The organism is Legionella sp., assembly GCF_047605385.1.
Classification (GTDB): Bacteria; Pseudomonadota; Gammaproteobacteria; order Legionellales; family Legionellaceae; genus Legionella.
In genome coordinates, this window is the sequence record NZ_JASGFU010000010.1 from 1 (window position 1) to 21,603 (window position 21,603).

Consider the following 21,603-nt stretch of genomic DNA (forward strand, 5'->3'; position numbering starts at 1 on the left):
GAGGTTTTTCAGCAAACACCTTCTGTTCTCGAAATTATCACGTCTGCGCTACTTTAAAGCCAATAGTATGCTTACAAACATTACACCAGTGAGGTACATCTTGGCTGTTTTATCCTATCTTGTAACAACTCTTCTAAAACGCATAATCTTCTGAAAAAAGCGCTCAACAATATTCCTTTCTTTATAAATATCACGATCATGGGTCGTTGGATTCAGGCGATTCTTTTTAGTTGGGATAACCGCTTTTACTTCGTCATCTGTTAAGGCCTGGCGAAAACCATCAATATCGTAAGCTTTATCTGCCAAAAAGAACTCACAATACTCATGCGCCCAAACTTCATGCGCGACTTGACTCTCATACCTGACCAGGTGTTAATAATATATTGGCGAGTTGACCGAATGAATCGACTTTGGCATGAATTTTTGTGCTAAGCCCACCAATACCAGAGCCAATTGCTTCTGCAGCTTTGTCATAACTGCTTCTCATCGCATCTTGATGTACTTTTATAATAGAGCCATCAAGCATGTGTCATTCGTGAGCGCTATCTTTTTTTTAATTCCGCCAATATTGCGATGATATAACCCTTTTTCGACCAGTGACCATAATCAGGCGGAAAATCTTGCTATGCAGCACCAGTACGAAGCATCCAGCATAGTGCTTCCATAAATAAGCGATCATCTTTACCATGACGACCTTTAGGCTTTGGAAGTAATTTTTCTAAACCAGACCACATCTCATCATCAATGACCATCCGTGACATTCCCTCTCCCCAACCTTCTCCCGCGAAAGGCATCATCATACTATTAAAGCTCCTAGCGCGGGAGAGGGGTAGATCGAAGTGAAATTGAAAAATATGTGAGCAATTCAAGATTAAATGTTGTCTAAAAAAACTTCCGGGATGTTACCTAGTTTTTTTCAGTAGGATCGAAGCCTATAAACCGCTACAATAGTCCTGCATTTTTTAAAAGGAAACCGGCTTGATGACTGCGGTAAAAAAAGCTTTAGGCAACTATTTTTTTTCCAGTATTTTAATTGCTTCGATTCTATTAGGAGGTGTTACTGGTTATTACTTCGGCAAACTCACCCTCTATCTAAAACCCTTGGGAGAAATCTTTCTAAATCTGATTTTTACAGCGATTGTTCCCTTGATTTTTTTCAGTATTACCTCAGCGATCACTCGTGTGAGCTCCATGACTAAATTGGCTAAAATTATTTTATATATGGCACTGGTCTTTTTATTCACAGGCGCAATTGCTGCAATTTACAGCTTGGCTGTAATCATGATTTTTCCTCCAGCACTTGATGTTTCTTTACCTATAACTACCACAAAAGAAATTACAGCAGGCAATGTGCTCAACCAAATCGCAGGCATTTTTACCGTCAGTAATTTCAGTCAATTACTCACTCACAAACATATTCTTGCTTTGATTGTCTTTTCCATTTTAGTAGGTATTGCCGCAGCAAACACTAAAGAAAAAAGTAAATCATTTATTGACGTTCTTCACGCCAGCGAAGAAGTCTTCATGCGTGTCTTTACTTTAATTATGTATTACGCCCCTATTGGATTTTTTGCTTATTTTGCAGTACTGGTCCAGGAACTAGGACCACAATTAATGCATCACTACTTGCGTGTAACCTTGCTTTATTATAGCTGTTCTATTGTTTATTTTATCTTTGCCTTTAGCTTATACGCTTATCTGGCTGGCAAAATGAAGGGAGTTAAATTATTTTGGTCTCATATTTTTCTCCCTGCGATTACTGCTATTGCTACGTGCAGTAGTGCTGCTTGTATTCCGGCAAACTTAGTCGCTACTCAAAAAATGCGTGTTTCCCCAGAAATTTATGAAACCGTTATTCCACTTGGGTCTATTATTCATAAAGATGGCTCAGTAATTGGTGGCATGTTTAAAATTGCTTTTCTCTTTGGCGTATTTCATTGGGATTTTTCTGGAGCCTCTATATTGCTTACAGCACTTGGAGTTTCAATACTAGTGGGTACCGTTATGGGGGCTATTCCTAGTGGTGGAATGCTTGGTGAATTGCTAATATTGAGTGTTTATGGATTTCCTCCCTCAGTGTTAATTGCAATTGCCGCAATCAGTATCCTTATTGATCCACTGGCAACTCTGATTAATGTTACGTGTAATAGCGTAAGTAGCATGTTGGTAGCGCGATTAGTTGAAGGAAAAAAATGGTTAAACGATAAGTATCAGGTGTATTAATGAACGATTTATCTAACTCAAAATCTTATAAACGACTTTGGCGTTCCCGTAAAGATCGAAAAATCGCTGGTGTTTGTGGTGGCTTAGGCGAATATTTTAAAGTGGATCCAGTATGGATAAGAGTTGCCTTTGTTATCTTTCTTTTCTTAGGCGGTAGTGCATTACTAATTTATCTGCTTATGTGGCTTTTAGTACCTTTAGAGCCCGTTGATTGGCAATAAACATAAAAAATACAACTCAAACAGCCCGAGTTGAGATTGTTCATCTTATATTTAGTCAAAAAACCTCAAAAAATCCATACGTTATAAATTTGGTTGAGCATATCATTTTTTTGTACTAAAATAACACAATTCGATGATTTGAAAACAATTTCCGTCTATGATAACCATTCATATCAACGACTTATTGCAATAAACAAAGGATTGGAATGCGCTTGTTACAAAAAATTCTCAATCATCTTACTTATCAAGGAGATCATGAGAAATACAGTCACCAATATCGATTGATTCATTACATCACTTGGGAATTGATCATTGTATGCGCAGTTCTTACAACTTTATATACCTTTTCTAAACTATGGTATCTTTCTTTAACTATAGCTATCGCGGTAAGCATAGCATTACTTAATTTATGGGTGCTTAAGAAAACACGCAATACCCCCTTATGCTGTCATATTCTTACTTTTCTTATTTTTCTGGCGATTATCATTACTAATTATTTAGTTTGGGGTATTGGCCCGCTGCATTCGCAATGGTTTTATGTAATGCCCTTACTCGCTGCTTCGCTTTCAGGAATGGCCAGTTTATTTATCTATGCAGCAGCCTCTATGGCTATTCTCATTCTATTTAGCCAAATGGCGATTCCTCCCGTTTATGATCTTCACGCTTATCAATTTATGTTGATAGAAAGCGTAAATCACGTATTTTCCTATATCATCATTGTCACCACATTAGCCAACTTAATTCATGAAAATCACTGTTTTAAAAAAGAGTTATATCATAAAAATTATTTATTGCAGGAAGAAAAGGATAAATACCACTATTTGGCACGTTTTGATCACTTAACTAATCTGCCTAATCGTCGTTATTTTATTCAGCATTTACACGAAATTATTGATGCTCATCACCCTAATTACTGCATTACTGTCTTTTTTATTGACCTTGATAATTTTAAAATGGTTAATGACCATTATGGTCATAATATTGGTGATCAACTATTATTGGAAACCTCAAGACGCTTACAGCTATGCTTTCGTGAAGAAGATTTCATTGCCCGCCTCGGAGGGGATGAATTTACTGCAACCGTTATTCATGCACCAAATAAACAAATTCCAGCAGTCATTGCACAACGTATTATTCGTGAATTCGACCAGATTCTTATACTTGAAAATGGCATTGAATATCATTATTCACTAAGCATCGGACTGGCTTCTTATCCGCATGGCGCACAAACAGCTCCGGACTTAATTGTACAAGCCGATTTAGCGATGTATTCTGCTAAAAAAGTTAATGGGAGTTCGTATTATCCTATCGATGAATTCTCAGAAGATGCCACTAAACCTTCCTCTTTGTGAATCCATTCTCATCTATTATGTAAGACGAGGTAATTATATGATAGCTGTCTTAATAACACATTAAGTAATTTTAGAAGGTAAGCTTTTCACATCAGGATTTTTTGAGTATGCATCAAGAATATCGTTAATTAATTGCTCAACGATACTTTCTTTCATATCCTCTTCAATTAATCCTACTTTTTCTTTCATACCTGAAAAACGGACTTCAAGTTCTTTTGCAACCGAACCATTAGGAAATAAAGCAGCCAAGACACGACGTGCCTCTCCTGGGCCAAGGTGGCGATATAAATGGTTTCGTACGGTTGCATCTTCTGCAGTAGTACTAAATGCCCATAATTCTACAGGTCCGAGAGTTAACGTCAATAATTGTACGTTTACTCCTGCTTTGGTAGCAAATTGCGCCAAGAAAGTAGCACCACCTTGCCGTGGTCCATGTACACGATTACGTAAAGCTGCTTTTGCGGTGTCTGAAAGACCAAAAATAGATGTTGTCTTTTCAATGGCTTGTGAAGGACCTGCATCCATAATATAAATTGAGGTCGCAAAATCAATCATGACTGGATCAAAGTCATCTACTGATTGTGATAGCAAAGCAATTTGTACTTTCCATTTACGCCCCTCACGCATATCAATAATGACTTGTTCACGCACTGCAGCAGATTTCGAAGTACGGTGGAATTCGTCATAAACAATACGTTTGTGATCTTCACGAATTTCATGAATGCGATCTTTATGATATTCATTATACTGTTCAGGGATATTATTTAAGCTCTCATCTGTGAGGTAGTAATGTCTTGCCAATACATAGCGTGCCAGCATATACATCACTGCCGTTTGCCGGTCTGCCGCATCCCCACCACTTTTAGCCACCTCATCCAAGTCAAGAGATACTACGCGAGCATCCCCAATATCAAACGCGGTGACACGTGACAAAATGGGGTATTCACGAACAGCTGCAGAAATCATACGTGAGAACGCGTTAATTAATGATTCACCCGTGGGAGCTGTAATTTTTTCATATAAATCTTCAATAGAGGGCGTACGGCAAATCGATGCCGCATCTGCCAATAAAGGCATTGCATACCGTTGAGCTAGCATTGCTTCATGCACAAACCCTGCAGAATATAATGAATCGGTAACTTCCCACCATGTTGATTTTGAATCACGAACAAAGCCAATTTCTTCCAAGATACTGTCGAGGAATACTTCAACACCAGGTGCATAAGGTGTTGGGTTAAACTCATCAGCCATACTTTTGTATAATTCATCAACCACCATACCTGCAAGATCTGGCATCCCATCATAAGGCTTTTCTGCACCTAACGGCGTGGTCAACAAAGTAATAAAATTAACCAAAAATGCACGCTCTAAAGCTGTAGGATAACGACAGCCCAATTGAGTATCAAAGGGGTTAATTGCATAATCTGGCGTCATACGCAAGCGGTGATAAGCTACTAAATGCCGCTTTGCAGCAGGTAATGCTTCTTGCAACAAGGAAATAAGTCCACTACTTGAAGGACCAATATCAATGATCGCAATACGTGGAAGACGTAATAAACCACCTGAAAGACATAAGGCCAAATTAATTGCATTTGATAATACAGATTTACCAGAACCTGGGCGAGCGTAAACAAGATCAATCCATGTAGTTTGCTCCGTAGATCCAGGCTGAAAAGGCCAAGGCTTACCGTCAGGAGAGCGAAACAGTAAAGCTCCTTGATTCCAAGGCGATGCAGGCCGCGTAATAGGGAGCATGGAGACAACTGCACTTAATGGTGCAATAGTAGGAACTGCAGTACTGTTTAAGGTTGTCGCAAGCATGCTTGAAACAAAACCACCGAAAGGATCACCACAAATTTCAGAAACATCTGTAGAGCCCCAACCTTGAATTGCTTTCACTAATTCAGAGCTTCTTTGGCGCAATAAAGGCAAGCGGCCCTCGGGTGCCCAAGTAGTAGCAACTACACGTAAACGAACAATGGATTCGTCCGTATTTAACTGCAAATATTTTAATAAATTTACTGAGTCACTAATTAAGCGATTTTGTGCGGAGCTAAAGCTTAAAATAGCTGCTAAAAGCCCTTTGAGTTTAATCGTACCTAAGCCTTCACTTTCGACTAAAAATGAAATTCGCCAAGGAACATGGGCTGGAAGAATACGTGCAAAAAGATACACAAATGGTCGCACATCTTTAGGGAATAAATCGATATAGGTTGATGAATAAATCTTGTCACCTACACGAATCGTACGCAAATCCATCGTTTCAGCGTCTCGTGGAAACACTTGCTTTGCCAATGAAGGCCAAAGTAGATCTGAAGCATCGCCCTCGAAACTATTAAGTTCTCGTACTGAAACCCTATCACCGGGTAAACTGGCACGCCACTCATCCGCAGTGTAATCAGGATCCGCGGTCATACGAATGGCATGAACCGCATCATGTACTTCCAACAATTTAGCAATAATCTGTAAAGCGTCCAAATCATTTATCACCGCACGTACGTATGCATCATGTGTGTCACGTAATTCAGGAATTGCAGCATAAATAGTTTGGCTGTTTTTAAATGGCGGTGCTTTCATGTCCTTGAGCATTTTCATTTTAGCTTTGTTGGCTGCCTTTAATTGCTCAGTAGTTAGATTAAATGGACGAGTAATTAATACAAAAAATACGCGTTCTTCAGCACAGTATTGCGTCATATAATCCGTACGCTCTTCGAATAAGTCTGTCAGATTCAATTCTAATCGTTCTGCAGTGGCTGTTGCAGGTGCATAGATATCATGAATCAATTTTCTTATACTTTGCTTATCATGGCTGAAATAGACTTGCAATGCATGCCCAGGTCGCCCCATTGCACCTTGGAATGCATTTGTTAACCCTGAAACTAATCGCTCAAACTCAGCAGCACCCGCAAGTGCTGAAGTACCTTCAACTTTGATTATGGATAATAAAGAACCGTCATGATTTACCAAAACAGTTGGACTATCGGCGGTTTCCAAGTCGATGTATGATTCTGTCGTTTGCTTAAGCGAAGTACTTAGCCAGGCAAAGAAGGTATCGACCCCTTCAAAAAAAGATTCTGACCAATGCGCCATCCTGCTCCCCATTACCTAATGTTTATGCCGGGTTGCTCTATTTGCTCCCCTAAGCCTGCTTTAAAATTCTAAATTGAAATTTCTTCTAAAGCACTCGCAGCCCATTTTTCTATTTGCTTACGAAATTTTGCTCTTGAAGGCAATAAAAGCACGTTTTTAAATAACTGTGCTCGTCGTTCTTCGTCATTAACTCCAGCATCAATCATTAATTGACCAAAGATTGCTGGGTCACTTGTTCCTTCACCAAATTTATCTTCAACTATTTGGGAGCGGAACTTAAAACTACGATAAATATTTTGCGCACTGCTTTTATACCCCGTATCATTAGTAATTGCGCAAAATAACACATGACATAGACTATTTAACTCTGCTTGGGTCATTTCTGGTAAATAAATAAGCGTTCCACCACCATATCCACCTACACCCACAGATTCAATAAAAAAACATTGTGCACAAAAACAACATGCAGTGACTAAATTAGTTAATTTATTATTAGTGTAATCATTATCTAAATTTACCACTTCTTGAAATAATCGCGCTTGGAATCCGCAAAATTGGCAAGTATAACGGTCTCGTTGATAAATCTTTTGCTCATATGACTTAAATCGCTCGTCTACTTTTCTAGCAGAATATAAACGCCATGAACCAGGGGTAGCCATTAATTTTAGCTTATTTTGGTGTGGATTCTCTGCCATATTTTTAGGTTCTCGTTGCTTTTAAATAATAAATAGCAATAAATATAGTAAATTATAGATTCTTGAATTTAAAAATTTTTAACTTCTTAACACAATAAGGAACAAAATTAAAGTTCATTACCTTAAATTAATAAAGCTGGGTAAGAACATTCTTACCCAGCTTTAAAAAACGTTGGACTATTATTGGGTTGTATAAACAGTACCAGTAGGGCCAGCTGTTTTACCGCCTTCAGATCCAAACATTGTTGCCCCAGTAATTCCTAGAATTGTAGGTAAGAACAATAATGCTGCAGCGATAAACACTAAAGCAATCGGCGTACCAATAGGAATTTGTGTTGGGTTATCTTTATGCTGTTTAAACTTCATAATAGCACCAATAGAAAAACCCAAACCCGCCAAATAAGAACCTGCAGTAATTAACTTAGTCAGGTTAGTAAATGACCCATAAATTGATGACGCCATTGAGCCCACTGTCATATTACCAGCAGCTGCATCCTGGCACACTAAGGCCAACAAGCTTAGGCACACAACACCACTTAGCCAATGCTTGTAACCGGCTTTACTTATGATTTTACTTTTCACGCTATGTCTCCTAATTTTCAAAGTAAATAAAAATACACAGATTCCTCATCATGTGCCATATAAGGTATTATTAATCATATATAGAGTACCTACAATATTGATTGCTAGAATCCCACCAACAACATGCATCAACCCTTTGCCTGTACCTCCTGGTGGCTGCCCTTGCGAGGCAGAACGAGCAATCAAAACCCATCCTCTTACAAATGCAACCAAGCCAATAACTTGGATGATGATTGTAAGCGGTTTTCCAACCACACTACCAGTGCCAAAGAGAAAATCAAGCGATTGATTACTGCTATTGACAGGAGCATATTGAAGAACATTTTGGTAGCCAAAAGTCGACGACATTAATGTTTCAAATGCAGAAGGAAAATAAATAAATATTGCACCTACCATCAAATAAACCACGGGTTCTTTGATACTGGTATTGCTTGACATCATTGTTCGCGACTCCCCATATACCTTTAAGCTATAAATTGCTTTAAACAAAAAAGCACATCCAATAAGATACGCAGCGCCAGTGATTAAGTGTTGTACAGGAACTAGCGAGTTTGCAACATTAGTTAATACATTTGCCTGATTTGCTATCCAGCACTCGACGGTTCCGCCTGTGCATGTTGTATCAGCCATAGACACCTCAACTATCTTCTTGACTAAATCTAATTACTCGTCCTGAACTAGTTAAAATTCGGCCTTCCATGGAGTCAATTAATTTAACTACCCCATATCCTGCAATTTTTGTTCCTTCTCTTACAGTAAGTGTAGAACCATTTGTGCCAATTAGCCAAGCGCGACCAGGAATTACTGCATTAATATAGTAAATATTTCGTGGAATATAAGGATAACGTCGCACATGATGATGAAAAATAGGCTGCTTAGGTCTTGCACGCTCCATAAGCAGATTAATTTCTTCTGACTGTCTATTTAGTTGCGTAGCCAAATCACTAATGGTCTGATTTAGCTTGGTAATCTGCTCAGCTAAGTTCGTCATATTAGTATTGACATTACCTACTTGTGTATTGATTGAAGTGACTTGGGACTGCATATTTTGTTGATTTGTTTCAATGGAATTTACTTTTTGTGTTAAGGCAGGATCATTTTCGCGAATCACCTGCTGTACTGGCTGTACCGGTTGTGGCGTAATTTCAGCCTGAACTGGCTGAGGCGGTTGTGGCTGCTGATTCATTTGCGCAGTCACCGGTACAGAAGGAATATTTCCCTTGGCTGTATTATTGTTTTTACCTGAAAATAACCCACCTAATATTTTATACATGATCATCGCAAAAACCACGAGACCAATAGTAATCATGGCGTTACGCCTCACATCTGTTTTTGGTGGCTTAGGCTCCATGTCAGAAGGCATATGCTCAGAAGAGCCGAAATCACCATTATCCATTGAGTCATCTTCATAAGAATCCAACTCAGCAAATTTATATTCATCATTTTGATCATTATCTGCCATTATTTTCTGCCATCAAATTAAATAGTTCTCACATCTTGTGTAAATAAAATTCCTACAGGCGTACCTGCATATACCTCAACAGTTGTTGGCGTATTAAATAATTGCTGTGCTTGTTGCCCCCACGTTTTACCCACTGTTGCTAAACCAATAACTGCGTTTTCTAAAGTAGAGCGCCCTATGCCGTTAGAAACAGTAACGTTGTTTCCACCGCCCGTACCCCCAATAGTTACTGTAGTATTTGCAGACTGGAATGCATTACCAAATCCTTCTAAGAACGAAGAGGCAAACAGAGAACCGTAACGCATCAAATAATGATGATTTGTTTTACTGGAAATCGCTGTTCTTGCGGTATTAGGATCAATAGCATAAGCTGAAATGGATGTTGTTTTAGAAGCTCCAGGAATCGATAGGGTATTAAAAGTAATAACCATCTTATTTGCATTGGATGGCAAATTAAAACTTCCTATCAGTTTAGAGCCTTTCAATTTTCCTGAAACAATCGTTGCTAGGATAGGGCCTGGCTCATCACTATTAACAGATGTATCCATAACTGCGAATAAAACATCTCCTGTTTTTAGAATCGCAGGTTGATTGGCTGGATTAGGGCCAACAAGATCTTGGTTTGCACTGCTAGTACTTGCATTACTAGCTGCAGCAACTCCAGATTTTTCATCCTGGCCAGAAGTATAAGTTTGTGTAGGCACATTTTTCCACTCGGCTAAGAGTTGATTTGCAGAAGAAAGCATATCCGCTGTTTTTTGTTGAATTTTTTGCTGGTATTTTTGTTCCGCCATTTGTTGACTTTGCCGATTTAAAATAGTTTGCAGTTGCTGATTTGAATTGGCTGCCTGAGCAGAAATATTGCCTGGAGCTCCTGGTACACCACTGATACTAAAAGTTCCTTGCTGCGGTAAGTTAGGATTTCCTAAACCAGCTACTTGAAATTGATCAGGAGAAAATCCCGCATTGGTAAGATCTGCTGAGCTATAACCTGCCGCTTTAAGCTCACCCGCAGTAAAACCTGCATCTTTCAGTTGAGCCGCAGTAAAACCCGCATCCTTAAGATCTTTGGCACTAAAGCCTGCGCCATTAAGCTGGTCCGCAGTAAAACCTGCATCCTTAAGGTCTTTAGCACTAAAGCCCGCATTTTTTAATTCTCCCGCGGTAAAGCCTGCATCCTTAAGATCTTTGGCACTAAAACCTGCATCTTTAAGCTGACCCGCCGTAAAACCTGCATCCTTAAGATCTTTGGCACTAAAACCTGCATCTTTAAGCTGGCCCGCCGTAAAGCCTGCATCCTTAAGATCTTTGGCACTAAAACCTGCATCTTTAAGCTGGCCTGCAGTAAAACCTGCATCCTTAAGGTCTTTAGCACTAAAGCCCGCATTTTTTAATTCTCCTGCGGTAAAACCTGCATCTTTTAATTCTTTAGCGGTATAACCAGCATCTTTTAGTGCTTTGGCAGAACAACCTAATGTCTTTTTAATTGTCGCCGCACTTACTCCGGCAGCACGAGCTTCCTTAAGAGAATCCACACTGCAATTTGAAACACGACCTGCGGCCAAAATATCTGCTGGGCTTACTCCCGCATTCTCTAAATTTTGGGGGCTAAAACCTGCAGCCAATAATTGTGCTGGTGTGTACCCCGCATCAAGCAGTGACTTGGCATCATAGCCTGCATTCTTTAAAGCATCAGCACTACAGCCATTTAAGTTCTTAATCTGTTTGGCAGTCACACCCGCTGCAAATAATTTCTTTAATTGCGTGGGATCACAACCAGCAGCTTTAATCTGCGCATCCGTTAACGGAGTTGCGGCACTGATGTCTTGTGGTGTAAAGCCTGCATTGGCTAAATCATTATTGGTAAACCCAGCTGCTTTCAGCGCCTGAGCACTACACCCGGCATACTGCTTGATTAATGTAGCACTCACACCAGCTTCTCTTTCGTGACGCAAAGCATCAGGATCACAACCTGCTTTTCTCACATCCGCTGGGGTAATACCTGGCGGTAATTCTGCTTCTGCATCTTTGATCTCTCCAGCTGTATAACCTGCTTTAGCAAGATCCTCAGGAGTGAATCCAGCATTTAATAAATCTCGAGCAGTATAACCTGCTGCTTTTAACTCGTCAGGGGTATAACCAGCCTTTTTTAAATCCGCCGCACTAAATCCCGCATCTTTTAAGTCTTTTGCCGTATAACCTGCCGCTTTAAGTTGTGCCGCACTGCAACCACTAATGCGTCTAATCGCAGAGGCACTAACGCCTTCTTTGCGTAATGCGCTTAAGGCATCGGGACTGCATCCAGCTTTTAATACATCTGCCGCATTAAATCCTGCATCCATTAAGTCTTTTGCAGCATAACCTGCCGCTTTAAGTTGCTCAGCACTACAACCACTAATCCGTCTAAGCGCAGAGGCACTAACGCCTTCTTTGCGTAATGCACTTAAGGCATCGGGACTGCATCCAGCTTTTAATACGTCTGCTGTGGAAATGCCTTCTGGTAAACCAGTGGTCCCATTAATTTCGTCATCGGAAAAGCCTGCTCCTTTTAATTCTCCATCAGAAAAACCAGCATCTTTCATTTCTTGGATAGTAAATCCAGCTTCCCGTAATTCACAAGCACTATATTCACAATCCCTTAATCGTGCAGCAGTATAGCCAGCATCTTTTAATTGTCTTGCATTAAAACCAGCGGCCCTTAATTCTTTACATGCACAAATCTGATTTAGATCATGCAAATTATAACCATTATCCTTTAACTGCACACAGCTACAACCTGCTTTCAAGTCAGATAACTGTCCACCCTGACTTAACACTTGATTCATTACTGATTTAGAACAACCGCTATTTTGTAAATTTTGAATCCATAGGCTACGTTGTGCTCCTTCCTGATTTTCACGAGCCAAAGTTGTAAACCCTACCCCTTCTGACTGCCCATTTTGTGAGCCAATAGCGCCAACACCCTGACCAAGGGCTTGGGTACGAATAATCGTAGGAATTGCACTCCCACCCGTTTTTTCTGCAGTCAATGCCTGATTAACATTTTGCTCTTCTTGCAATTTGGCATACTGCGCCGTTGGATTCAATACCCCAGGAATGGATTGAATTGCACCTGGTGCACTACTTAAATTCGCCGAAGCTTGAGGCCCAGTATTAATGGCTCTTAGCTTAAAATAGCCAATCACTACAGCCAATATTAATAAGGCCGCGGTAAAAACGATAATCACTCGCGAACGAGTATTTGAAAAAAGCGATTTAAGATTTTCTTTTCTGCCAGCCATTTATAACCCTTCTACCTTAAGTTGCATGACTTTCCCATGCCAGGATACTAATAATACTGGAGACTTTTGCATTTCATAAGCATGCGTCCCATCTGCACTGGTCATACTTGCTAACCAGCCTGGTGACAAAATCGTAAGATTTGTTCTTATATACATTTTGTCATTAGAAAGCCAGGCACGAGCATCTCCACCACTAACTGATAAACGTTGACTCCCTGGAGGTGGTACTCCATCTAAAACATGTAACAGCAATTCGCTTGCAGAAGGAGGAATCCCTTCTTCTAAAGGCATATTCTTAGCATTAGGACCTAAACCCTGAACCCGTAAATCCACACGATAATCAACCGCTTTTTGTCCCGGAATAAGCGTCAGCATTACTGGTGTGTTTAAGCCCTTTAAACGCACCGCTAAGTTGCCGTAGTTATATAATTTCAATGCTTGAATCATAATAGTATTGCTGGTTTTATCCCATTGAATATTAAATGAGCCCGGATCGCCAAGATCATAAGCCGAAATAGGCCATGGAGCGCCGGTTGAATCTAAAAAAACTAATGAAGACACAAATCCCTGAGCCAGTCGAATTACGGGAGGAGTTGAGCCCGGTGATAAGTTAACAAATTGTGATGTTGCCGTAGGCTTTGGTGGTACTCCTGGAGTGGAAGACTTAGCATACTCAACCGTATGCTGCATTTGTTTGAGTTGTACAATTTGCTCGGGTGTTAGTGGATACAAAGTACGAGTCATGTCTTTAAATGCTTTATTTTCAATCAATTCAGTATCACCTTCACTAACAACTTGATCATTAGGATTCACCGCTTGGGCTTGTGGCTTTGTAGCAGGTGCCTGATATAAATCATTTGCCAAAGGAATTGGAATTTCCGCTCCATTTTGTTTTTGTGGCTGAGCTCCTTGAGCAGCAGGGCCTGGGCCTTGCTGATTATTTGCTAAACGCTGCTGCAGCATACGCAACTGCTGTAATGCTTGTTGGGCATTATCTTGTTGCGGTGGGGCTGCAGAAATAGCCACAGACATTGTTGCCATGCTACAAAGAACACAAATTTTAAAAAATGAATTCAACTTTTTCATTAAGAAATACCACCACTGGCAGGCCCAACAACAAACTGCGATATACCTATGCCTCTGGGTGAATTCAACGTGGATACACGTGTAATCAACATAGTTACTACGTTATTTTGTTGTGTGAATTCACTTGCAGATTGATAAGTTACTAAAATAGGCATTTGTACGCGCCATGAGTAACTACCATTTAACACCCCTTTTTGTAAAATAATTGGAGCACGTGTTGCCACCGCCGAAACAATCAATTTTTTAGCCTTAACTGCGTCTAAGTTGTTCGATTGCTGTAATGCATTTAAAAACTGATCCCAACCTTCTGCTGTAAAGAAACCTGATGAAGCTTGTAATTCGTCTCTATAGTTAACAAAGTTATAGGTAAATGCCGCAATCGCAGCTTGGTTTGCCCACTGCAACACTGCAGAATCGGACTGATTCGGTTCATTTAAGGGGAATAAAGGGGTAATCCTTCCATTAATACTTGTTGCAAAATATTTAGGGAGAGGTGGATGCGTTATCATATAGATCAGCATAAAGGCTGATACTAAATTTACAATTAACGAAACCATCAAAGCGAGCATCACCTTACGCTGGCTGTCTTTATAAAATTTGTTTCTTAATGTCACAACCGTTAGAGCATCTTCAGCCATAATATCCTCTATTTTATTCTTATTGCGGTATCATTTTTTCTACATTATCTGGTGGTGGCTCAGGAGCAAGTAGTGCCGTCGAGGACATATTTGCACTTGCCATAGGCGTTAATTTCACTGGTGGAGTTACTCCATTGGTTGCATAATAATCTCTTTCAGGCACGGTAATGTATATATAAAACAATAATAATCCTAAAATAGTGTTTAATATCAAAGAAAGAATTAATACTATCAAACCACGCCTATAAACATTCACATCAAAATTTTTGTTGCTTTTTATTAGGTTCCAACTTTCACGGTTCATAGTGTTTCCTATGCAACAGCCATTCTGAATGTAATTTCTACACGTGCATTGGTAGAGTAATCACCGCCAAGTGTATATGCCATCATAGGTTTATCACTACCTAATCCTTGTGTAAAGATAAAACGACTATCAACCCCTTGAGACCATAAGTATTCACCTACAACTCTCGATCTCGCTAAGGTCAATGCTCGCTCTCTTTGTGGAGAGACGTATTTGCTACTGTAACTGGTTACATAAATCGAGATTTTATGAAATTGTTTTAAAAATGTAGCTACATCGTTAAGTAATGCATAAGACCTCCATTTAATATGGGGGGTTTGTGGTTCAAATAAATAGATTGCAGGAATACTAATTAGATAATCTTGACCTATAGTAATTACTCTAACCCCTTTCTTGCGAAATTTTCTCATGTATTTTACGATGCTCGAATCACAGGCACCAGTAACCTTGCAAGGCCATTTGGGCAATTCTGGATCTAACGCCCAATAATCCCTATTGCATGAAACAATCAAACAAACGGCAATCAGACCGACAGCTCGAATTAACAAGACCTTGTAACGAGTAAGCACTGATCTCACTGTTGAGCCCTCATGTAACCCCAAAATATCATCATAAACTGGTTTTGACTGTTTCGCACTTTGCGTACTTAATCTTAATCAAAAGAGATACAAATTATTACGTTACAATGAATTTAATGAAATTGCTATTTTTTTAAAAATTTATTTAAGACTTTACTGTTTTTTTATATTTTTCAGTTTATTTTTTTATCATATACATGATTTAGATTGTATGCTCTCTTTAGCATACTTGAATGAACTGCTGAGCTATGGAAACTCAACAGCAAAATTGAAGTAAAAATTCACCCCCTAACAAACTACTTAGCTTAACTCATCTTCACTTTTCTGATTTGCTTTTTCCCGTTCAGTGGCTAAACGCGCTGCTAAGTCTTTAACGATATTGGTCAATGAGTCGGGATCAATATCATCACGTTCATCTGGCGGATAACTGGTAGCTAATTGGAAGTCTTTGATCAATTCATTAGCAACAGTGCCTGCGTATTTATCTTTAGCTCCAGCTAAACGCTCAATATTCATCATTTGATTTCTAGTTTCATTAATTGGTAATAAAGCTTCAGAGAAGGCTACTTTATCACTCACTAAAATTGGAGGCTCCCCTGAATTCACTCTTAATGGATTGAAGATAGTTAATGCTCCTTCAACTTCTTCTTCAACCAACTCTTCCACAGGCTCAGGTTCATTATGGCTATGGAAGGCAATTAAAGCGGAGACACCGCGCTCTATAGGCTCTTGAACAGTTGATTCATGTAATAGATTAGAAATAAGGGTAATTTCCTCATTTTCCACCATTTTATCAATTGACAAGCTCCCACTGTCTAAAATACCTTGAAATGAAGTTAATTGTTTTTGTAACTTCATTAAATAATCATCTGGAGGGGGTTCTACTTTTAAAAATTGATTAATTTTTAATTGTTTGACTGGCTTAGGGTTCGCATAAAACATGCGAGCACGCACGATTTTGGATTTAAAGAAAATGTGAGCTTCACCTTCGGTTTGCTCTTTCAAATCTAATAAGTCAACTCGGGCTCTTTTCTCAAATGAAGAACTCTTACTGTCCATATAACTGTTGGTTACTGTATTATCTTTCGCTTGGAACGAATCAACCTTGGTTACATAAGCTTCGCCCGCTGTTTTCGTAAAGAAATCCCACGTTTCGGTAGGATCTTCCAGTTTCATACAAATTTTAATGTTAGTATTCGCACCGATTGAAGCTGCTTCTTCTTTAGATGCTTTTTGGAATGCAGGTAAATCTTGTCCAGCAAAAATTGCAGAAAATCCTAAAGAACGTGCCTGTGCTGGTACTACGGCAAAACCTTGTACTGCATAATAACCATACTCATCAAGAATACACATGTACGGAGTAGGAGCATTCGTTGGCTTTCTTAAAATAACGTCGCGATAATCCCCTTCAACCTCTTCTCCCAAGCCTGCTGCCATCATGGCCTTCAATGAAGACACAATAATCTTACCTAAGTTGGATAACTCATCGGGAGATTTCTCTAATGCTGGTAAAAGTACAACTAAAATCCGGCGATTTAACACTACGTCTTTAAAATCTACCTCAGCCAAGTTAGTACGAATAATATGGCCATAGGTATCTGCCAAAGATGAGAAGCTACGCACGAGCTGCATAGTAATAAAACCATGCTGCTCCAGTACTTGTGATACTTGCTTTCCTTTTTTCTCTTTATTATAACCAGGAAGCGTATTTAAATAGTTACGTAAAGGGTCAGTAACCAATTTAGGTATTTGTTCGATATTAATACTTTCCATGTCATCACGTGGAAATACCTTATCGATTACAATGGATTCCAAACGGTTTAAGTCAAAATAGTTACGAATAGTATTTGCATCAAGTAGAATTGCGCCTTCATCACGCATATACACTAGTAAACGCATTAAAGCTTCAACAAACGCGATCGCACGGCCTTTCCACATGTCTCCATCACCACTTTGTTGAGAAGAACCCATAAGACTAACAACCAGCTGCGTCAACATACTGGAAGAGCCTTGGCAAAATGGATTTAACGTATTGGAAAGCCTTTTTTCTTGAGGGCCAACAATATCACGCGCACCAGTCATGAAGTTAATTAAAAGTAAATCATCCTCACGCCCCATACTGCGAACCATAGAGAATACCTTAGCATATAATGAGTTATCCCCTTTTCCATCCACATAGATAAAACCACTGCCTTGGACCAAAGCATTATAAGCAAGTGACACAAGCGCTTCTGTTTTACCGCTACCTGTTGAGCCAAAAATCAAAGCATGTGTACGCATGTCATCATTGGCAAACCAAAGCTCTTCACCACTTTTGCGGTCATTTCCGAAAAAAGCGATACCCCGAGCAACATTAGGCTTATTTATGCCAGGCTTCATATCGTTATAATCTTTTACCCGAGCAATTAATGGCAGACGGAAAGGTAGTTTTTGTTTGCGAGTAACACAATATAAAAAAATACCTGCTCCCACACTCATGAATAAAGTGACTGCTTCGGAAAGATAATAAGACATTGCTGCCAAGGTGACCAAAATAACGGATATGTTGGTAGGATCAGCACAAAAATCCGCTAATCTTTGGGTTAATGTTCGTGTATCCCTCAGTAAAAGCGTTGGGTCTAACTCATGACGAGATTCAATACCGCGCATCATGGCTCTAACTCCTGCATTTGACGGGGTGTTAACTTCACTTCTTTCACAGCGATTTCCAAGGCTTTAATTGCTTCATCAATCATTGGTACTAAAGAACGACGCCCCATTTCTTTCTCTGCGCGCCAATGGGCAAAGGATCCAGCAACTTCTGAAAACGGTGTTTGTCTACCGACACAATTAAGCATATACCATAGTCTTCTATCTATTGGCTTTAGCCATAAAAACTCGGAACTAGGCACCACACCATCGTCTCGAGCAGCTTCAAGCAATGAAGCCATTACAGTTAAAGTATAGGCATGTTTTGCTACAATTTCCTGCACTAATTCACTGTTCTTATATTTTTCCATTACCGGTTTAGCTATTGAGAAATCAGGCTTTCCAGTAACAAAGGTTTTATCCAATACTGATAAAATATTATTTGCAGCATCTCTATCACGATTTATACGCGCAATAAATACAGCAGCAAGCGCATAAGCTTGAGGTGAACAATGTTCAAAACCATCCCAGTATGGACCTAATTGTAAGGTAAATACACGTTTTGCGTCCCCACGGCGGATCCCTGCCGTCATTTCCATGCCTGGTAGAGGATTATCAAGCAAAGCATCATCCTTGCGTAAGAGATTGTATTTACGCGCAAACTCCATTGGCGATAAAGCCATTGCCCATGGCCCTGTATTAATATCTAGACTTACTAAGTCTTCTTTAATTACGGGCATAATTGCTGGCCAGTTAAATTGCTCTTGTGTTCTTAAGCTTTTCATATCATGAGCTTTGCGGAATTTTAAACTAATATTAGAGCGATACAGAATCATCGCCAGCACAAGCAATGTAAGGATCACAGGATAACGCATAAAATCACCAACAATCCGCGTGGTATCGAGTAACTGCTGCCATTCCACAGCATTGGGATCTACTGTTTGCATTAAATAGATAAGATTGCTCAACTGATCATTATGGATAAAGAGATTAATTAAGCGCGCTTGCCAAATATTGATCTGAAAAACAACCATCACGATATATTGGTGCCCTGTTCTCCAAATTAAATACCCTGTAATAGCAAGCAGCACCATAATCCATACGATCGCCATGCTGTTATCGCCACTATTACCTGGTTGTTGTGGTTGCTGAGCCATTAATACTAACTTCTAAAATAGTTTATTTAACTTCAAGTATATACTGCACTTAAACATTTTTGCGAGAATTTAAAGTAAAGTCAGCCCTTAAATATGAATGTTACGATTCTTTTATCAGGCGGCCGCGGGCATATTGATAAACACCAGAAACATGCACAAAGCTGCTGATATTTTCTAAATTTAAAATTCTATCTTTTAAAGTTAATAAGGCATTACCTAATTTATCGCTTAACGCTTTGTCAGGCGGTAAAAAAATAATATCTGTTTGGTTAATAAAAATGCCTACATATGCTTCGTTTTGCTTATTTTCTTTGGTTTTAATAATGTTTTTCACATGCTCTTCATTACCATAAATAGGACGAGAAATCATTTGCCGTGGTAAATTAGTAATGATACGTTCCCAAGATTGTAGATTTGTGCCATCAGAAGAATATAAGGAAACAAAAACTTCTTTTTGTCCACTTCTTAAAGCCATACGGTTGGCAAAATAAGTATCTTTTTTAAGCTGCTCTTGAGTACGCGCTCCAAGCTGTGTGATAAAATTTTCGCGGATTTCATTTAAACTTTTACCGATGGCACGAAGGAAATTAGATTGATCCCAAGGTCCATTTTTGATTGCCTCATCCAAAGCTTTTAGAATTGCTTCGTTTTGCTGATCTGAGAGTATTTCTTTCATAGCATTTGCACACTAGCTTTAAGGATTAATATCCAAAATTAAACAATGAATATTAAGAAGTATAACAGTAAATAGACATTATTTTATAAGCATATACCATCGTTAGAATAAATTAATCAATAATCTGTGAGCATTTTTATGCTCACAGATTATTATATGGATAAAACATCAGGACTTGTACTATCTTCCAAATGAAGAACCAGGAGTATAGCCATTTTGCTCATTAGATTCATTAAGCACTTGCTTTTCTGCAGTCTGTTTTGCTTCAGCTTTTACTCCAATGATTTCCAAAATAGTATCGCTACATTTTTTTACAATTTCAGCAGCTTCTTTATTAGCAGCATTTGCTCCGATTTGCGCGGCTTTATGCAGTGGCTCAGATAATTTTTCTAATGGTCTGCTCACAGTTTCATGTGCTTTTTGTGGCGTCATAAGCTCCATCGCTGCTACAACATTACGATTAAAAAACGCTATATCATTTGCCATATCTTACAGCTCCTAAAACTTTTATAACCTTTATGTACAAAGTTTAACAAAAGATTTTAAAAAAAAATCTAAATGGGACATTACTTTCGAATTCTTTACAATTTATTTAACAATTGCCTTTTAATCGTACATTAATTCATCCAAAGGCGTATAATCTTTACTTGGTCCACCTTGGATTAATTCATTTAAAACATCGGTCATACAAAGCAAACGTAATACATTAGGCGTTACCTCATCAAATACAACACGAAGACCTAATAAAGCACCTTCTGCTTCATCAAAAGTGGCACCAAGCCCATAACCTAAACAAAGAGAACATAATTGATCTGCTCTTTTGGCAATTGCAGGCAATAAACCCGTATCAGCAAAAACTTCATCAAAACTTACAAATCGATCATTTAAATAAAATTTGGCATTCATGCTTGCTGCAATAATGCTCATGCACTTACTAATATCTCGCTCCATTATTATCGCCACCAGGGTTGTGCAGATTTAAGATTGCCAGCCAAAGAACTTCTTATCCAGCGCAAAAAAACAGGTACTGTAAAACCATAGTGTTCAATAATACCGAAAAACACAGCAGAAACTAAAACCAATACCCCAGTCCATACTCTAATATGCATTAGAAATAAAAAGAGAGGAAAGGCTGCTCGAGCATCGACCAAGAGAAAACGAGCACTTCGCGCAGAATCACGCCAGTGTGCAGTTTCTGCAAATCCTCCACTAGCCATATCAATACCTTAATAAAACCAACATAAAAAAAGTATATACTTAAAACGGCCCTTTAGCATCTAGGTCACAAAGAAAATCTAGGCTAGAAAAGATTAACGCTTATCGGTTATAGTAGGTTGAGGAGAATGTAAGTAACTTAAAGCCTCTTGCAAAGCGTTATACATATCTTTTTTGCTTTTTCTCATAGAGGGCGTCAGACGTGGCGGCACAATCATTTCAGCGGGGAGTTCTTCAGAATCAATAGGCTCATTCTTATCAGCTTTTTGACCTAATTTCCCTAACATTAAAGAAGTACTTGTAACCATTTTTACCCCTGTCATGACACTATGACTCCAAGTTAACATAAACAACTTAAGGAAATATTAAGAGAATGCATCTTTTTAACAAAATTCTATTGAGTAATGAGTCCATT

23 protein-coding genes are annotated in these 21,603 nt (G+C 39.0%); 3 read left to right on the plus strand and 20 right to left on the minus strand.

Features of this window, described 5'->3' with window-relative positions:
• Positions 1-114: 114 nt before the first annotated feature.
• The 3 genes from QM652_RS03760 to QM652_RS03770 form a co-directional block, all read right to left on the minus strand.
• Positions 115-369: a transposase family protein gene (locus QM652_RS03760; RefSeq protein WP_415073118.1), complete on the minus strand. Its 255-nt coding sequence runs from the start codon at positions 367-369 to the stop codon at positions 115-117.
• Positions 356-526, minus strand: a complete 171-nt coding sequence (locus QM652_RS03765; protein WP_415073025.1) for a hypothetical protein — start codon at positions 524-526, stop codon at positions 356-358. Before QM652_RS03765 ends, QM652_RS03760 begins: the two co-directional genes overlap by 14 nt.
• Positions 527-623: 97 nt before the next feature.
• Positions 624-800, minus strand: a complete 177-nt coding sequence (locus QM652_RS03770) for a transposase (protein WP_415073027.1) — start codon at positions 798-800, stop codon at positions 624-626.
• A 181-nt stretch (positions 801-981) separates the two neighbouring features.
• On the opposite strand from QM652_RS03770, the gene QM652_RS03775 reads away from it, so the two are divergent.
• The 3 genes from QM652_RS03775 (at position 982) to QM652_RS03785 (ending at position 3,796) form a co-directional block, all read left to right on the plus strand.
• Positions 982-2,223: a dicarboxylate/amino acid:cation symporter gene (locus tag QM652_RS03775; RefSeq protein ID WP_415073029.1), complete on the plus strand. Its 1,242-nt coding sequence runs from the start codon at positions 982-984 to the stop codon at positions 2,221-2,223.
• Entirely contained in the window at positions 2,223-2,444 is a 222-nt protein-coding gene (locus QM652_RS03780) for a PspC domain-containing protein (RefSeq protein ID WP_415073031.1), read from the plus strand. The genes QM652_RS03775 and QM652_RS03780 overlap by 1 nt, the downstream gene beginning before the upstream one ends.
• Positions 2,445-2,650: 206 nt before the next feature.
• On the plus strand, positions 2,651-3,796 hold the full coding sequence (locus QM652_RS03785) for a diguanylate cyclase domain-containing protein (protein WP_415073033.1): 1,146 nt from the start codon (positions 2,651-2,653) through the stop codon (positions 3,794-3,796).
• A 60-nt stretch (positions 3,797-3,856) separates the two neighbouring features.
• On the opposite strand, the gene QM652_RS03790 is transcribed toward QM652_RS03785, so the two are convergent.
• From QM652_RS03790 to QM652_RS03870, 17 genes are all read right to left on the minus strand, one after another.
• The gene (locus QM652_RS03790) at positions 3,857-6,886 is read right to left on the minus strand and encodes a type IV secretion protein IcmB (RefSeq protein ID WP_415073035.1); all 3,030 of its coding nucleotides are present in this window, start codon (positions 6,884-6,886) and stop codon (positions 3,857-3,859) included.
• Between the two features lie 68 nt (positions 6,887-6,954).
• Positions 6,955-7,581, minus strand: coding sequence for a type IVB secretion system protein IcmJDotN (gene icmJ, locus QM652_RS03795; protein ID WP_415073037.1), 627 nt, complete (start codon positions 7,579-7,581; stop codon positions 6,955-6,957).
• 180 nt (positions 7,582-7,761) lie between these two features.
• Positions 7,762-8,163, minus strand: a complete 402-nt coding sequence (locus tag QM652_RS03800; RefSeq protein ID WP_415073039.1) for a type IV secretion protein IcmD — start codon at positions 8,161-8,163, stop codon at positions 7,762-7,764.
• A 48-nt stretch (positions 8,164-8,211) separates the two neighbouring features.
• The gene (locus QM652_RS03805; protein WP_415073041.1) at positions 8,212-8,793 is read right to left on the minus strand and encodes a type IV secretion protein IcmC; all 582 of its coding nucleotides are present in this window, start codon (positions 8,791-8,793) and stop codon (positions 8,212-8,214) included.
• Positions 8,794-8,800: 7 nt separating this feature from the next.
• A complete protein-coding gene (icmG, locus tag QM652_RS03810) occupies positions 8,801-9,625 on the minus strand; it encodes a type IVB secretion system protein IcmG/DotF (protein ID WP_415073043.1) in 825 nt (274 codons plus the stop codon).
• A 17-nt stretch (positions 9,626-9,642) separates the two neighbouring features.
• Positions 9,643-12,906: a type IVB secretion system protein DotG/IcmE gene (gene dotG / locus QM652_RS03815; RefSeq protein ID WP_415073045.1), complete on the minus strand. Its 3,264-nt coding sequence runs from the start codon at positions 12,904-12,906 to the stop codon at positions 9,643-9,645.
• Positions 12,907-13,992, minus strand: a complete 1,086-nt coding sequence (locus QM652_RS03820) for a DotH/IcmK family type IV secretion protein (protein ID WP_415073047.1) — start codon at positions 13,990-13,992, stop codon at positions 12,907-12,909.
• A complete protein-coding gene (locus tag QM652_RS03825; RefSeq protein ID WP_415073049.1) occupies positions 13,992-14,630 on the minus strand; it encodes a type IVB secretion system apparatus protein IcmL/DotI in 639 nt (212 codons plus the stop codon). Before QM652_RS03825 ends, QM652_RS03820 begins: the two co-directional genes overlap by 1 nt.
• 19 nt (positions 14,631-14,649) lie before the next feature.
• Complete coding sequence (gene icmM, locus QM652_RS03830; RefSeq protein WP_415073051.1) at positions 14,650-14,934, minus strand: type IVB secretion system protein IcmM/DotJ; 285 nt, start codon at positions 14,932-14,934, stop codon at positions 14,650-14,652.
• An 8-nt stretch (positions 14,935-14,942) separates the two neighbouring features.
• Positions 14,943-15,512 (minus strand): type IVB secretion system protein IcmN/DotK, encoded by a 570-nt coding sequence (icmN, locus tag QM652_RS03835; RefSeq protein WP_415073053.1) that lies wholly within the window; start codon positions 15,510-15,512, stop codon positions 14,943-14,945.
• 300 nt (positions 15,513-15,812) lie between these two features.
• On the minus strand, positions 15,813-18,164 hold the full coding sequence (locus QM652_RS03840) for a TraM recognition domain-containing protein (protein WP_415073055.1): 2,352 nt from the start codon (positions 18,162-18,164) through the stop codon (positions 15,813-15,815).
• Positions 18,161-19,297, minus strand: coding sequence for a type IVB secretion system coupling complex protein DotM/IcmP (gene icmP / locus QM652_RS03845; RefSeq protein WP_415073057.1), 1,137 nt, complete (start codon positions 19,295-19,297; stop codon positions 18,161-18,163). Before icmP ends, QM652_RS03840 begins: the two co-directional genes overlap by 4 nt.
• Before the next feature lie 100 nt (positions 19,298-19,397).
• Entirely contained in the window at positions 19,398-19,973 is a 576-nt protein-coding gene (gene icmQ / locus QM652_RS03850; protein ID WP_415073059.1) for a Dot/Icm secretion system protein IcmQ, read from the minus strand.
• 180 nt (positions 19,974-20,153) lie between these two features.
• A complete protein-coding gene (locus tag QM652_RS03855) occupies positions 20,154-20,459 on the minus strand; it encodes a hypothetical protein (protein ID WP_415073061.1) in 306 nt (101 codons plus the stop codon).
• Between the two features lie 120 nt (positions 20,460-20,579).
• On the minus strand, positions 20,580-20,924 hold the full coding sequence (locus QM652_RS03860; protein WP_415073063.1) for a type IV secretion IcmS family protein: 345 nt from the start codon (positions 20,922-20,924) through the stop codon (positions 20,580-20,582).
• A gap of 2 nt (positions 20,925-20,926) precedes the next feature.
• Complete coding sequence (gene icmT / locus QM652_RS03865; RefSeq protein WP_415073065.1) at positions 20,927-21,190, minus strand: IcmT/TraK family protein; 264 nt, start codon at positions 21,188-21,190, stop codon at positions 20,927-20,929.
• Between the two features lie 93 nt (positions 21,191-21,283).
• On the minus strand, positions 21,284-21,511 hold the full coding sequence (locus tag QM652_RS03870) for a hypothetical protein (protein ID WP_415073067.1): 228 nt from the start codon (positions 21,509-21,511) through the stop codon (positions 21,284-21,286).
• Positions 21,512-21,603 lie beyond the last annotated feature (92 nt).